Origin of the sequence: Nocardioides pymetrozini (genome assembly GCF_046058985.1) — a bacterium.
GTDB lineage: Bacteria > Actinomycetota > Actinomycetes > Propionibacteriales > Nocardioidaceae > Nocardioides.
Window position 1 is genome coordinate 89,666 of sequence record NZ_CP175556.1, and the last position, 13,536, is coordinate 103,201.

The following is a 13,536-nucleotide window of genomic DNA, read 5'->3' on the forward strand; positions in this document are numbered from 1 at the left end:
CAGGTCTCCTGGTGTGGACGGACTGCCCCGGGGTCTCCAGGGCAGGGCGTGGGATGGGGAAGGGTGCTGCGGGTCAGGCGAGAGCACCGCGCGCGTCGGCGACCGTCGCGTCGAAGTGCTCGGTGAAGGTCTGGCTCGGGTCGTCGGCGATCCGGTCCAGCGCATGGTCGAAGAAGGTGAGGAGGAGCTTGAGGAGCAGCCGTGACTGGCGCGCGGGGAAGGCGTCCCCCTCGCGCTGGCGCACGCACTCGGCCAGTCCGGTCGCGGCCTCCTCGAGCCGCTCGTGGACCAGGGCCAGGAGCCGGCTGTCGCTGACGACGGCCTCGCGCAGTGAGGTGATGAGCTGCTCGTCGGTCCGGTCGCGGATCGCGTCGTGGGCGAGCACGATCAGGTCGTCGAAGAGCCGTCCGGTCGGGCCGCCCGCGACGAAGGCGTCGATCTTGTCCTGGTCCACCTCGATGCCGGAGCCCAGGACGACGTCGGCCTTGCCGTCGAAGTAGTTGAAGACCGTGCGGCGCGAGACGTCCGCGGCGGCGGCGAGGTCGTCGATGGTCCAGCCGTCGAAGCCCCGGTCGAGGGTGAGCCGCAGTCCGCACTGCTGCAGGCGCAGCGCCGTCTCGTGGCGCTTCGCCTCCCGCCGGCTCGGCGTGCACAGTTCGGACATGGAGTGCATCTTTGCACTATCTGCGATCACAGTGCAACTTTGTGACGGTAGTCACGCCGCCCGCCCCCGCCGTGCGGACGGAGCGCGGCAGCCGACGATCGCGGGGGCCTCCCGGACCAGGCTGTCGTCGTCGAGCGCCGCCACCATGAACAGCGCGAAGTCAGTACGCCGGGTCAGGTTGCTCGCCAGGATCGGGTCGCCCACGTGGCGCGCCCATACCGGCAGGCCCTCCGACGGGCCCTCCTCCAGATCGCTGCCGCGCACCAGGGTCCAGCGCGTGTCGCTCGCGAAGATCCGCCTGCCCGCCTCGACCTGGTCGTCGATATCCACGAAGCGCACCAGCCGGGCAGCGACGGTCACCACTCGGACGAGTGCGCGGAAGCGCCAGGAGTACCGGTCGTGTTCGTCGCGGGGCACGTGCCAGCCGCAGGAGAAGACGAGGCGTGCCTCCGGCTCGGCGTGGTCGAGCACCGCCTGTGCCGTGCCGCTCGCATAGCCCCGCAGGCCGTACGGCACGAGCACGGCCAGCACGCCGTCGCACCCCGCGACCGCCTGCCCGATGACGGCGGGGTCGTCGGTCGCGCCCGGCACGATCGTGATCCGGTCCGCCACGCCGGCCAGCTTGGCGACGCTCTGCTCGCGGCACACCGCGACGACCTCGTATCCCCGGTCGAGGCAGTGCCCGATCAGGTACCTCCCGAGCTTCCCGGAGCCGCCGACCACGCATACCTTACGCATGTAAGGGATGCTAGCACCGAGTCTTACACCTGTAAAGTGCGGGCATGGCCCCGACCCGCAGGACCCCCCTGACCCGTGAGCGTGTCGTGGAGGCGGCGGTCGCGGTCGCCGACCGCAGCGGCCTGGGCGCGGTGAGCATGCGCAACGTGGGCAAGGCGCTCGGGGTCGAGGCGATGTCGCTCTACCACCACATCGCCAACAAGGAGGCCCTCCTCGACGCCCTCGTCGACTGGGTCTTCGCGGGCATCGACCTTCCCGAGCCGGGTGAGCCGTGGCGCGCGGCCCTGCGCCGCCGTTCGGTCTCCGCGCGCGGCCGGCTCGCCGCCCACCCGTGGGCGGTCGGTCTCATCGAGTCCCGTCGTACGCCGGGCGCCGCGCTGCTGCGTCACCACGACGCCGTGCTCGGGACCCTGCGCCGCGGCGGCTTCTCCCTGGCCGACGCCGCCCACGCCTTCTCGGTCGTGGACTCCTACGTCTACGGCTTCGTCATCACCGAGGCGAACCTCCCCTTCGAGGGGCCCGAGGAGGTCGCGGACGTCGCCGCCGGCATCGCGGAGCTGGCGGCCGGCGGCGCCTATCCCCACCTCGCCGAGCTGGTCACCGAGCACGCCCTCCAGCCCGGCTACGACTACCGGGCGGAGTTCGACTTCGGCCTGGACCTGGTCCTGGACGGCCTGGCCCGGCTGGTCGAGGACTGAGGCAGCCGCCACCGGTCCGGCAGAACGGCGGTTTGGCGGGGCCGGCGGCGGATACGATCCACAGCCCGTCCCTGCTTCCCCGGAGAGCCCGTGACCGTCTTCCTCGTCCTCGGCGTCGCCGGGCTCCTCCTCCTCACGGTCTCGCTGGTCGCCGGCGACCTCCTCGACGGGGCCTTCGACGCGCTCGAGGCGGACTGGATCTCCTCCGCGGTCATCGGCGGCTTCGTCTCCGCCCTCGGCTTCGGCGGTGCCGCCGCCGACGGGGCCGGCCTGCCGCTGCCGGCCTCGCTCGCCGTCGGAGCGGGCAGCGGGCTCCTCGTCGGTTGGCTCGCCTGGTGGCTGACCCGGCTGCTCAAGGACGGCCCCAGCGACGGCACGGTCTCGGTCGCCGACAGCGTCGGTCAGGTCGCGACCGTGGTCACCGACATCCCGAGTGAGGGGTACGGCGTCGTTCGCGTGGTCGTCGGGGGCCACCCGCTGCGCCTCAACGCGACCGCCCACCGCCCGATCGAGGCGGGTGCGGAGGTCAACGTGACCGGCGTGCTCTCGCCGACCGCCGTCAGCGTCGCCGAGGTCTGGCGGCCCTGAGGGCCGGGGCACGGCAGCCGCGCCCCGCTCGCGCCACCACCAGATCGACCACCTGCTCCACCACCTGCTCCACCAGCTGCTCCATCGCCCCACTCCCGAGAAGAACGGAAGTACCTCGCAGTGAACACCGCCGTCCTGGTGCCGGTCGCCGGCATCGTCGTCCTGCTGATCCTGCTGGTGCTCCTGGTCACCAGCCGCTACAAGGTCGCCGGGCCCAACCAGGCCTTCATCATCACGGGCCGCAAGGGCAAGGCGGTGATCAACCCCGAGACGGGCGAGCTCACCACCGACCTGTCCGGGCAGAAGGTGGTCCTCGGCGGCGGGGTCTTCGTGATCCCGTTCGTGCAGAAGCAGGCCACGATGGACCTCTCCAGCCGCCGGATCTCCGTGCAGATCCGCGGCGCCGTCTCCGGCCAGGGCATCAAGCTCAACCTCGACGGCGTCGCCATCGTGAAGGTCGGCGGCAACGCCGACCAGATCCGCCTCGCCGCCCAGCGCTTCCTGTCGCAGCAGGCCGACATCGAGCCCTTCACCCAGGAGGTGCTCGCCGGTGCGCTGCGCTCCATCGTCGGTGGCCTCACGGTCGAGCAGATCATCCGCGACCGCGCGGCCTTCGCGCAGCGCGTGGCCGACGAGTCGGAGTCCTCGCTCACCGGCCAGGGCCTGATCCTCGACGCCTTCCAGATCCAGGACGTCACCGACGACGGCACCTATCTCGCCGACCTCGGCCGGCCCGAGGCCGCGCGGATCCAGCAGGCCGCCGCCATCGCCGAGGCCAACGCCCGCCAGGCGGCCGAGCAGGCGCAGATCGCCGCCGAGCAGGAGATCGCCGTCGCGCAGCGGACCCTCGCGCTCAAGCAGGCCGAGATCAAGTCCGAGACCGACGCGGCCGCCGCCCAGGCCGCGGCGTCCGGCCCGCTGGCGCAGGCCGAGCGCGACCAGGCGATCCTCGCCGAGCAGGAGAAGGTCGCCGTCCAGCAGGCCGCGCTGACCGAGCGCCAGCTCGAGACCCAGGTCCGCAAGCCGGCCGACGCGGAGCGCTACCGCGTCGAGCAGGAGGCCGAGGCCCGTCGTACGGCGGAGATCGCGGCCGCCGACGCGCGCAAGGCCGCGACCATCGCCGCCGCACAGGCGAAGGCCGAGGAGACCAAGCTCAGCGGTGAGGCCGAGAAGGCGCGGCGCGCGGCGCTCGCCGAGGCGGAGGCCATCGAGGGACTCAAGCGCGGTGAGGCCGAGAAGGGGCGCCGCCTCGCGGAGGCGGACGCCACCCGGGCCGAGGGTGAGGCCCAGGCCGCCGCCACCCTCGCGGTCGGCCAGGCCGAGGCCGAGGCGATGGACAAGCGCGCCGAGGCGTTCGCCCACTACAACGACGCCGCAGTGCTGCAGATGCTCATCGAGGTGCTGCCGCAGATCGCCAAGGAGGTCGCCGCCCCGATCGCCGCGATCGACCAGCTCACCGTCCTCTCGACCGACGGTGCCGGCGCGCTGCCCCGCCAGGTCACCGACAACGTCGCGCAGACCCTGCAGATGCTCAAGACCTCCACCGGGCTCGACCTCGACGCGCTCATCAAGAAGTCGGTCGACCGCGCGACCGACGGCGCCGAGCCCGACGCGGCCGTCGTCCCCGGCGAGCTGGACGGCGCCACCCCCGCCTGACCCGGCCTGAAAGGACTGTCCAGGCACGCCGACCCGGCAGAAGATGGCGCGAGTGTCGTCATCTTCTGCCGGGTCGGTGCAGATGCGGTGCTAGTTCGCGCCGGGTCGGGGGGAGACCAGGCCGTGGTCGTAGGCGTAGACGATCGCCGCGGGACGGTCGCGCAGTCCGAGCTTGGTGAAGATCCGCCCGACGTGGCTCTTCACGGTGAGCTCGGAGATGACCAGCTCCGCGGCGATCTCGCCGTTGCTGCGCCCCAGCGCCATCGCGCGCAGCACCTCGAGCTCGCGGGCGGTGAGCGCGTCGGCGGCGCCCGTGCCCGGAGCGCTGACCGGCGCCAACTCGCTCGCGCGGAAGCGGTCGAGCACCCGTCCGGTGACCGCCGGGTCCAGCCAGCTGCCGCCCTCGGCGACGGTGCGGACCGCGCGGATCAGGTCGTCCGCCGAGGAGTCCTTGAGGAGGAAGCCCGCCGCGCCGGCGCGCAGCGCGCCGGACAGCATCTCGTCGTCGTCGAAGGTCGTCAGCACGAGCACCGGCGGGCCCCCGGACTCGACCACGGCGCGGGTCGCGGTGATGCCGTCGACGGTCCGCATGCGCAGGTCCATCACCAGTACGTCGACGCCCGTGGCGCCCAGCCCGGCGAGGGTGGCGCCGACCTCGCTGCCGTCCGAGCACTCAGCGACGATCTCGAAGCCGTCGCGCCGGCGCAGGATCCGGCGCAGCCCGGAGCGCACCAGCTCCTGGTCGTCGACGAGGACGACCCGCACGGCCGTCTCGGACAGCGTGCTCACGCCGGCTCCGCCTTCCACAGGGTGTGTCCGCACGGCAGCTCGCGACCCCGCGGCATGCCGCCCAGCCGTACGTCGACGACCCACTCCCCGTCGACCGGGCCGGCCTCCAGGTGCGCGCCGAGCTGGGTCGCCCGTGCCTGCATCCCCGCGAGGCCCGAGCCGAGGCCGTCGGGACGCGTGCGCCCCGCGGGCAGCGGGTTCGTGATCCGCAGGTGGGTGCTCGAGCGCCCGACCCGCAGGCGCACCCGGGCCCGGGCGGCCGGCCCGCCGTGCCGGGCGACATTGGCGAGCGACTCCTGCGCGATCCGGTAGAGCCCGAGCCCGGTGGCGTCGGGGAGCGTGGCGGGATCGCCCTGCTCGTCGTACTCGATCTCCAGCCCGGCGCCGGTCATCTCCCGCACCAGGGCGGCGATGTCCGCACCGCCCGGAAGCGCATGGCGCTCGGCGGCTCCGCTCGCCAGCACGCTGACCGTGCGCCGGATGTCGGCCATCGCACGGCGGCCGACCTGCTCGGCGTCCGCCAGGGCGGCGTCGACCTCGGCCACGGCGTCGGCGGTCTCCTCGGGGCTGGCGGCCCCGCCGACGTCCCGCAGGGCCCGTCGGGCGCCGGTCACCTGGAGCAGCGAGATGCTCAAGGAGTGCGCCACGAGGTCGTGGATCTCGCGCGCGATCCGCTCGCGCTCGGTCGTGGTCGCCTGGTCCCAGGCCTGCTCCCGCGCGCGTCGCTCCGCGATCAGCGCGCGCATCTGCCACAGCAGCATCGCGCCGATGACGAAGCCGAGCACCAGCTCGAAGGTGTACAGCGGCGCGCCGGAGAGGCCCGGGCCGAGCGCCGCCGCGACCAGGACGCCCTGCCCGATGGCGGCCACGGCGAGACCCTCCCGCAGCCCGTCGCGTGCGGTGATCTCGGCCGTCCCGAGGGCGAGCAGAGCGGGTGCGAGGTCGAGCACGCCCTCGGTCGGGCGCGACAGCAGCAGGACGACGGCGACCACGGTGCCCGCCACGTCACCCCACCACGGCAGCAGCCGGTGGGTGGTGAACTGCAGCATCGGGGAGGCCATCACCAATGGCAGGCACACCAGCAACGGGTCGAGCGGCCACAGCGCGTCGCGGACCGCGAGGCTGGCCACCACGGCGATCATCTGCCCGAGATGGGAGGTCAGGGGGACCCACCAGGGGTAGAGGATCTGGTGCCGTTCGAGGTTGGCCTCGATCCCGGCGCGCAGCCAGCGCAGCATGACAACAGCGTAGGGACCAGCGGACGCCCGGTCATCCGGCCTCGGGAGGTGGCGCGCTCCTCCCCTGGTAGGAGCGCGAGTGCGTGCCGTCGTCCGATGTCCGGGCGCCGTCGGCGCGCCTACCGTCGAGTCCACCCCCAAGCTCCAGGACGGAGCGCCACGACAGACTCCCCACGACAGAGAGGTCGGTGAGGACCATGACCTGGACCGAGACCCACCGCCGCTGGCAGGCCATGCGCGCCGTCGAGGAGCAGCTCCGGACCGCCGACCGGCCCGAGCTGCCCTGGAACGACGAGCTCGCGCTCATCTTCGGCGATCCCGACGGCCTGCGCGCCGCCCTGCGCTACCGCTGGCGGCTGACCCTGGACGCCCAGCTCGACACCCACCTTCCCGAGAAGGCGCTCGAGGAGCAGCGCCGCCTGCTCGCCGACCGGGCCCGCGGCGTCTTGAAGGTGCTGGACAACACGACCGGGGACGAGTTGGGTACGACGCATGCGGTCGCCTGAGCCGGCACGCGCCGTCGACCTCCCGCGCTCCTTCGTGGCCTGGATGCTCGCGCACGGGATCCAGCGCTCGCTGATCCAGCGCGGTGCCCGCAAGGGCGACCTGATCAGCCGGATGGTGATGGACCCCGCGCTGCGGGTGGACCCCTTCCCGGCGTACGAGGAGCTCCGGGCGCGCGGGCCGGTGAGTGCCAACGACCTGATCTCGGCCAGCGTCGACCATGCGGTGTGCAACGAGGTGCTGCGCAGCGACGCCTCGGTACGGCGGGCGGCCAGGGCGAGCTGCCCAGGCCGCTGCGCTGGCTGCACCACCGGGTGATCGACCCGGACACCCTCGGTCCCGTGGACCCCCCGTCGATGCTGGCCGTGGACCCGCCGCTGCACACCCGCTACCGCAAGCAGGTCGCGCGCGCGTTCACGGCGCGCAAGGTCGGCCGCATGGGGGACCGGGTCCAGGCGGTCGCGGGCGAGCTCCTCGACGAGCTGGTGGGCGTCGAGGGCTTCGACCTCATCGAGCGGTACGCCGCGCAGCTCCCGGTCACGGTGATCGCCGACCTGCTCGGCGTACCGGAGCAGGACCGCGGGCGGCTGCTGGCCCTCGGCAACGAGGCCGCGGTCACCCTGGACCCCGGTCTGTCCTGGCGCCAGTTCCGTCGCGCCGAGACCGCGCTGCGGGAGATGCACGTGTGGTTCCGCGGCCACGTCGAGCGGCTGCGCGCCCAGCCCGGCGACGACCTGATCAGCCAGCTGACGCTGCTCGACGGGGAGGACCGGCTCGACCCGGTCGAGCTGCACCAGGTCGGCCTGCTCGTCCTCGCCGCCGGCTTCGAGACCACGGTCAACCTCATCGGCAACGCGGTCGCGATGCTCGACCAGCATCCCGACCAGCTGCGCTGGCTGCAGGAGAACCCCGACGGCTGGCCCAACGCGGTCGACGAGGTGCTGCGCCACCAGTCGCCGGTCCAGCTCACGCTCCGGATCGCCCTGCGCGCCACGGAGGTCGCGGGCCGCCGGTTCGAGCCCGGTCACGGGATCCTGCTCCACCTCGGCGGGGCCAACCGGGACCCGGCGGTCTTCGACGACCCCGCGACGTTCGACGTGACCCGGAGCAACGCCGACCAGCACCTGGCCTTCTCGGCCGGCGTCCACTTCTGCCTCGGCGCCAGCCTCGCCCGCCTCGAGACGGCCGTCGCCCTGCGCACGCTCTACGAGCGCTTCCCCGACCTGCACGTCGCCGGACGAGCCGAGCGGCGGGGGACCCGGGTGCTGCGCGGCTTCGAGCGGCTGCCGGTGCGGACGGTGCAGGAAACGCCGCTGAAGCGGTGATCCCCGCGCGCGCCGTGTGACGACGCGCACTTTACAACTGCATGCCTCTTGTCAAATCACTTTACAAGTCATACCGTCTTGTCAAGCGACAGCGATGTCGATCGCAAGGAGGGCAAGCAGATGACCGGACCGACCGTCGGCGCCACCGTTCCCGAGGGATCCACGGAGCAGTGGAAGGACAAGAAGCGCTACCTGTGGCTGCTGGGCCTGATGGTGCCGGGGCTCGGGATCACCGCCGTGGTGACCTGGCTCTACACCGACTGGGTCTGGCTGCTCCTGGCCGGTCCGTTGCTGGTCAACCTCATCATCCCGCTCCTCGACCTGGCCTTCGGGCTGGACCCGTCGAACCCGCCGGACGAGGTGATGGAGGCGCTCGAGAACGACCGCTACTACCGCTGGGTGGTGTACCTGTACATCCCGCTGCAGTTCCTCATCCTCTTCGCGGGCTTCGCGCTCATCGCGGGCACCAACCCGATCGCGTGGTTCACCGACCTCGTCGGCGCGACGAGCTGGGTGAGCGAGCACCTCGGCGCCGACCTGGTGCGTGAGGTCTCCATGACCTGGTACGAGAAGGTCTTCCTCGCCGTCTCCATCGCCGGCGTCCAGGGCATCGCCATCAACACCGCGCACGAGCTGGGCCACAAGAAGGAGGAGGTGGAGCGCTGGCTGTCCAAGATCGCCCTCGCGCCGACCTTCTACGGCCACTTCTACATCGAGCACAATCGCGGTCACCACGTCCGGGTCGCCACCCCGGAGGACCCCGCGTCCAGCCGCCTGGGCGAGTCCTTCTGGGAGTTCTGGCCGCGCACGGTCAGCGGCTCGCTGAAGTCGGGCTGGGCGGTCGAGGCCAAGCGCTACCGCCGCAAGGGCACGCACCCCTTCCACCTCGGCAACGACGTGCTCAACGCCTGGCTGATGTCGGCCGTGCTCTACGGCGCCATGTTCGCCATGTACGGCTGGGGCATCGCGCCGTACGCCCTCATCACCATCGTCTTCGGCTTCTCCCTGCTCGAGATCATCAACTACCTCGAGCACTACGGCATGAAGAGGCAGAAGGTGGGCGAGAAGCAGCGCTACGAGCGGGTGCTGCCGATGCACAGCTGGAACAGCAACAACATCGTCACCAACATCTTCCTCTACCACCTGCAGCGGCACAGCGACCACCACGCCAACCCCACCCGCCGGTACCAGACGCTGCGGGACTTCAAGGAGTCCCCGGCCCTGCCGACCGGGTACGCCGGCATGCTGACGATCGCCCTGTTCCCGCCCCTGTGGCGCAAGGTGATGGACCACCGCGTGGTGGAGCACCTCGACGGCGATGTCACGCTGGCCAACATCAAGCCCGGCCTGGAGGCCAAGTACCTCGCCAAGTTCCCGCCGCCGGAGCAGCACAACGTCAAGACCGAGGACCTGTTCGCCCAGAAGTTCGAGGGTGAGGTGCTCGCGGCGAAGTGCCCCGGCTGCGGCTACGTGTACGAGGTCGCCGCCGGCGACGAGCACGAGGGCTTCGCGGCCGGCACGGCCTGGGCCGACATCCCGGACGACTGGTTCTGCCCCGACTGCGGTGTTCGCGAGAAGATCGACTTCGTCCCGTTCGACCCCGAGAAGATCGGAGCGTGACCGCGATGAGGATCGTCGCTGACCTGGACAGGTGTGAGGGCCTCGGCATGTGCGAGGCGATGGCCAACGACTACTTCGAGGTGGACGAGGACGAGGACAAGGTCACCGTCCTCGACGACGCGCCGCCGGAGAGCGACCGCGCCCACGTGTACGCCGCCGTGCAGGCGTGCCCCGTGCTCGCCCTCACCCTCGAAGGCTGAGCCCCCTCCCATGTCGCCGCCCATGTCGCTCCTCGCCGACCGGTCGCGGGCGCTGGTGGACAGGGTGGCTACCCTCACCGGGGTGGCCACCCTGACCCTGCGCGACCGCCTGCTCGAGGCGGCCGTCGAGCTCACCACGAGCACCGGGTGGGCGAAGGTGACGATGGCCCGGCTGGCCGAGGAGGTCGGCGTCAGCCGGCAGACCGTCTACAACGAGATCGGCACCAAGAACGACCTCGCCGAGGCGATGGTGCTGCGCGAGCTCGACCGCTTCCTCGCCGGAGTGAGCCGCTCCTTCGACGAGAACCCCCACGACCTGGTCGCCGCGATCCGCGACTCCGCGCGTCGCGTCCTCAAGTACGCCCAGGACAACGCGCTGCTGCACGCCGTGGTGTCGGCGACCCACGGTGCCGACACCGAGCTCCTGCCCCTGCTGACGACGCACTCGGAGTACCTCCTGGAGGGCGCCAAGCTGGTCGTGGCCGAGCGGGTCGCGGCGTACGACATCGACCTCCCCGACGACCGCCTCGCCGCGAGCATCGACATGGTCGTCCGGCTGGTCCTCAGTCACGTCATGCAGCCCTCCGCCGACCCCGCGCGCACCTCCGACGACATCGCCTGGATCGCCGAACGCGTGCTGCGCTGACGGCGCACGTACTACCCTCGCCTCGGGAGGACTGCCGGGCGGACCGGCGGAGGGAAGGGACCATGGGCTTGGTGCGACGCGCCCTCGGGAGCGCCCTTCGGGCCCGACCGACGGTCGGGCTCGCAGCCGTGGCCGCCGTCCTCGTCGTGACCGCCTGCGGGACGCCGGACGCCGGCGGCGAGAAGGGTCCTCGCCCCGATCCCAGCGAGGCCGCGGCCAGCACCACGGACACGGCGACCGAGCCGGTGGCCGACCCCGAGCACGCGGTCGCCCCACCCGGCGCCTTCGACGGCAAGCAGTACGGCGACGACCTGCTGCTGGTCTCGCAGGACACGATCTCCGAGGACGACCTCGCCACGATCACCGGCGTCACCGTACGAGGCAAGCCAGGGGTCGCGGCCTACACCCAGCTCTCCTACGGCCAGTTCACGCTCGAGAGCAAGGTCTTCAACATCGCCGCGGTCGACCCCGCGGAGTACCGCCGCTTCACCGGGCCGACCGCCGCCGCGTTCCAGGCGCAGTGGGAGCGGGTGGCGGGCGGCGAGATCGCCGTGGCGGACCGGCTGCAGAAGGACCTGCCGATCGACGCCCAGGGCTATCTCGCGGTCGAGGAGCAGCGGATCCACGTCGGCGCCTGGTCGCCGGGGGGCGTCGACGGCGTCGACGCGGTCGTCAACGCCGAGTGGGGCAAGGAGCTCGGGCTGCCGGAGGACAACGCGGTCCTGATCAACACCGGCATCACCTCGCCGAAGGCGGTCCGCGCGAAGATCGAGAAGGCCGTGGGAGCGTCGACGTACTCCATCAGCGCCCTCGACATCGTGGCCCAGCGCGGGCTCGACCTCGACACCTTCCAGAACGTCATCCCGGTCGGCGCCTTCCGCGATGCCGTCGGCGTCTTCCGCTACACGCCGATCGGCGGCGGCCGGATCGCGCCGGACCCGGCCTGGGTGAAGGAGCACATCGTCACCGAGGTCGTGCCGATCCTCGGATCGGTCACGTGCAACAGGTTCATGATGCCGCAGCTCAAGGCCGCGCTCGGCGAGGTCGTGCGCCGTGGACTCGCCGACGAGATCCACCCCGGCGAGTACGCCGGCTGCTACTACCCGCGCTTCATCGCCGGCTCCACCCAGCTCTCGAACCACTCCTTCGGGCTGGCGCTCGACCTCAACGTGCCGGGCAACCAGCGTGGCACCGTCGGGCAGATGAACCGCGAGGTGGTCGCGATCTTCAAGCTGTGGGGCTTCGCCTGGGGTGGCGACTGGGCCTGGACCGACCCCATGCACTTCGAGCTGGCCCGGATCGTCAACCCCGGCTGATCCCCCGGAGCCCCTGCCGCACCGTTGAGTCGTCGGTTCTGACCCGCCGACTCGTCACTTCCGACCCGGCGACTCGTCACTTCCGACCCGTCGACTCGTCGCTTCCGACCCTCGCCTCGTCACGGTGATCGTCCGCGGGCCACTCCTCTCCCACAGTGACACCATCACTGTCATCGTTGTGCGAGGATCTGCCCATGACGTTCGCGCTGGGTCAGGGAAGCGGTCCGCTCAAGGGGCTGAAGGTCGTCGAGATCGCGGGCATCGGGCCGAGCCCGCACGCCTGCATGATCCTGGCCGACCTCGGCGCCGACGTGATCCGCGTGGAGCGCCCGGGCGGCCAGATGCTCACGGGCGGTTCGCACGACCTGCTCAACCGCGGCCGGCCCAGCGTCGCGCTCAACCTCAAGGACCCCGAGGCGGTCGCCACCGTCCTCGACCTGGTCGAGCAGGCCGACGTCCTCGTCGAGGGCATGCGGCCGGGCGTCGCGGAGCGGCTCGGCTTCGGCCCCGAGGAGTGCCACGCGCGCAACCCGCGCCTGGTCTACGGCCGGATGACCGGCTGGGGCCAGGACGGACCGTGGTCGCAGGCGGCCGGGCACGACATGAACTACATCGCCATCACCGGCACGCTGCACGGCCTGGGCCAGGTCAAGGACAAGCCCCAGTTCCCGACCAACCTGGTCGGCGACTTCGGTGGCGGCTCGACCTACCTGGTCATCGGGATCCTCGCCGCGCTCTTCGAGGCGAAGGCCTCGGGCCAGGGCCAGGTGGTCGACGCGGCGATCGTGGACGGCACCGCGAACCTCAACGCGATGACCTCCGCCTTCCTCGCCGGGGGTGGGTTCAAGGAGGAGCGGGCCGCGAACCTGCTCGACGGAGGGGCGCCGTACTACGACATCTACGAGACCGCCGACGGCGAGCACATGTCGGTCGGGGCGCTCGAGCCGCAGTTCTACGACCTCTTCGTCGAGCTGCTCGGCATCAAGGACACCGCGCCCGACCGCTTCGACATCGTGCGGACCGACGAGCTGCGCGCGCTCATCACCCAGACCTTCAAGCAGCGCACCCGCGCGGAGTGGTGCGCGATCTTCGACGGCACCGACGCCTGCGTCGCGCCGGTGCTGCGGATGAGCGAGGCCAAGAACCACCCGCACATCAAGAGCCGCGAGATCTTCGTCGAGCACGAGGGGATCGTGCAGCCGCAGCCGGCCCCCCGCTTCTCCCGGACGAAGGCGACCCTGTCGCACCCGCCCGCGCCCGGCGCCGGTGCGCACACCCGCGAGGCGCTCGAGGCGTGGGGCGTGAAGGACGTCGACGGGCTCATCGAGCGCGGCGCCGCGGTGCAGCTGGAGGGCTGACCGCCTCCGCGGTACGACGGCGCGCGCGGCCGACCGGACCGGAGGGCCCGCGCGGATTGAGCGCTTCGACCCCGCGCCCCCTAGGCTGGTGTCACCGATCCGGCCAGTCTTGCCCCGGATCCCGGCGCACCGAAGGGCACCCGCCCGAGGACCGCGCCCCTCATCCGAGGCACCGCTTCACCGCCTGTCACCGGAC

The 13,536-nt window shown here is 71.9% G+C and carries 15 protein-coding genes; 11 read left to right on the top strand and 4 right to left on the bottom strand.

Translation table 11 applies throughout. From position 1 onward, the window contains the following. Positions 1 to 73: 73 nt before the first annotated feature. Both ACJ5H2_RS00440 and ACJ5H2_RS00445 read right to left on the bottom strand, forming a co-directional pair. The gene (locus ACJ5H2_RS00440) at positions 74 to 664 is read right to left on the bottom strand and encodes a TetR family transcriptional regulator (protein WP_408897589.1); all 591 of its coding nucleotides are present in this window, start codon (positions 662 to 664) and stop codon (positions 74 to 76) included. A gap of 51 nt (positions 665 to 715) precedes the next feature. After that, positions 716 to 1,402: an NAD(P)-dependent oxidoreductase gene (locus ACJ5H2_RS00445; RefSeq protein WP_408897590.1), complete on the bottom strand. Its 687-nt coding sequence runs from the start codon at positions 1,400 to 1,402 to the stop codon at positions 716 to 718. Between the two features lie 44 nt (positions 1,403 to 1,446). Between ACJ5H2_RS00445 and ACJ5H2_RS00450 the strand changes: the two genes are divergently transcribed. From ACJ5H2_RS00450 to ACJ5H2_RS00460, 3 genes are all read left to right on the top strand, one after another. Beyond that, a complete protein-coding gene (locus ACJ5H2_RS00450) occupies positions 1,447 to 2,100 on the top strand; it encodes a TetR/AcrR family transcriptional regulator (protein WP_408897591.1) in 654 nt (217 codons plus the stop codon). A 90-nt stretch (positions 2,101 to 2,190) separates the two neighbouring features. After that, positions 2,191 to 2,688 (top strand): hypothetical protein, encoded by a 498-nt coding sequence (locus ACJ5H2_RS00455; protein ID WP_408897592.1) that lies wholly within the window; start codon positions 2,191 to 2,193, stop codon positions 2,686 to 2,688. Between the two features lie 120 nt (positions 2,689 to 2,808). Next, positions 2,809 to 4,344, top strand: a complete 1,536-nt coding sequence (locus tag ACJ5H2_RS00460) for a flotillin family protein (RefSeq protein WP_408897593.1) — start codon at positions 2,809 to 2,811, stop codon at positions 4,342 to 4,344. A gap of 90 nt (positions 4,345 to 4,434) precedes the next feature. Here ACJ5H2_RS00460 and ACJ5H2_RS00465 read toward each other — a convergent pair whose 3' ends face one another. Together ACJ5H2_RS00465 and ACJ5H2_RS00470 are read right to left on the bottom strand one after the other, a co-directional pair. Next, positions 4,435 to 5,133 carry a response regulator gene (locus tag ACJ5H2_RS00465; RefSeq protein WP_408897594.1) on the bottom strand — a complete coding sequence of 233 codons (699 nt, stop codon included), beginning with the start codon at positions 5,131 to 5,133 and terminating at the stop codon, positions 4,435 to 4,437. Next, positions 5,130 to 6,371, bottom strand: a complete 1,242-nt coding sequence (locus ACJ5H2_RS00470; RefSeq protein ID WP_408897595.1) for a sensor histidine kinase — start codon at positions 6,369 to 6,371, stop codon at positions 5,130 to 5,132. The genes ACJ5H2_RS00465 and ACJ5H2_RS00470 overlap by 4 nt, the downstream gene beginning before the upstream one ends. Before the next feature lie 197 nt (positions 6,372 to 6,568). On the opposite strand from ACJ5H2_RS00470, the gene ACJ5H2_RS00475 reads away from it, so the two are divergent. The 8 genes from ACJ5H2_RS00475 to ACJ5H2_RS00510 all read left to right on the top strand — a co-directional run bounded on the left by ACJ5H2_RS00475 (position 6,569) and on the right by ACJ5H2_RS00510 (position 13,340). Continuing rightward, a complete protein-coding gene (locus ACJ5H2_RS00475; protein WP_408897596.1) occupies positions 6,569 to 6,877 on the top strand; it encodes a hypothetical protein in 309 nt (102 codons plus the stop codon). Next, positions 6,864 to 7,193: a hypothetical protein gene (locus ACJ5H2_RS00480; protein ID WP_408897597.1), complete on the top strand. Its 330-nt coding sequence runs from the start codon at positions 6,864 to 6,866 to the stop codon at positions 7,191 to 7,193. The genes ACJ5H2_RS00475 and ACJ5H2_RS00480 overlap by 14 nt, the downstream gene beginning before the upstream one ends. 23 nt (positions 7,194 to 7,216) lie before the next feature. Next, positions 7,217 to 8,200, top strand: coding sequence for a cytochrome P450 (locus tag ACJ5H2_RS00485; RefSeq protein WP_408897598.1), 984 nt, complete (start codon positions 7,217 to 7,219; stop codon positions 8,198 to 8,200). Between the two features lie 120 nt (positions 8,201 to 8,320). Further along, entirely contained in the window at positions 8,321 to 9,820 is a 1,500-nt protein-coding gene (locus ACJ5H2_RS00490) for a fatty acid desaturase (RefSeq protein WP_408897599.1), read from the top strand. Positions 9,821 to 9,825: 5 nt separating this feature from the next. Beyond that, positions 9,826 to 10,020 (top strand): ferredoxin, encoded by a 195-nt coding sequence (locus tag ACJ5H2_RS00495; RefSeq protein ID WP_408897600.1) that lies wholly within the window; start codon positions 9,826 to 9,828, stop codon positions 10,018 to 10,020. A gap of 82 nt (positions 10,021 to 10,102) precedes the next feature. Continuing rightward, positions 10,103 to 10,666, top strand: coding sequence for a TetR family transcriptional regulator (locus ACJ5H2_RS00500; protein WP_408897601.1), 564 nt, complete (start codon positions 10,103 to 10,105; stop codon positions 10,664 to 10,666). A gap of 62 nt (positions 10,667 to 10,728) precedes the next feature. Beyond that, positions 10,729 to 11,982 (top strand): M15 family metallopeptidase, encoded by a 1,254-nt coding sequence (locus tag ACJ5H2_RS00505; RefSeq protein WP_408897602.1) that lies wholly within the window; start codon positions 10,729 to 10,731, stop codon positions 11,980 to 11,982. Between the two features lie 194 nt (positions 11,983 to 12,176). Next, positions 12,177 to 13,340, top strand: a complete 1,164-nt coding sequence (locus ACJ5H2_RS00510; protein ID WP_408897603.1) for a CaiB/BaiF CoA transferase family protein — start codon at positions 12,177 to 12,179, stop codon at positions 13,338 to 13,340. Positions 13,341 to 13,536 lie beyond the last annotated feature (196 nt).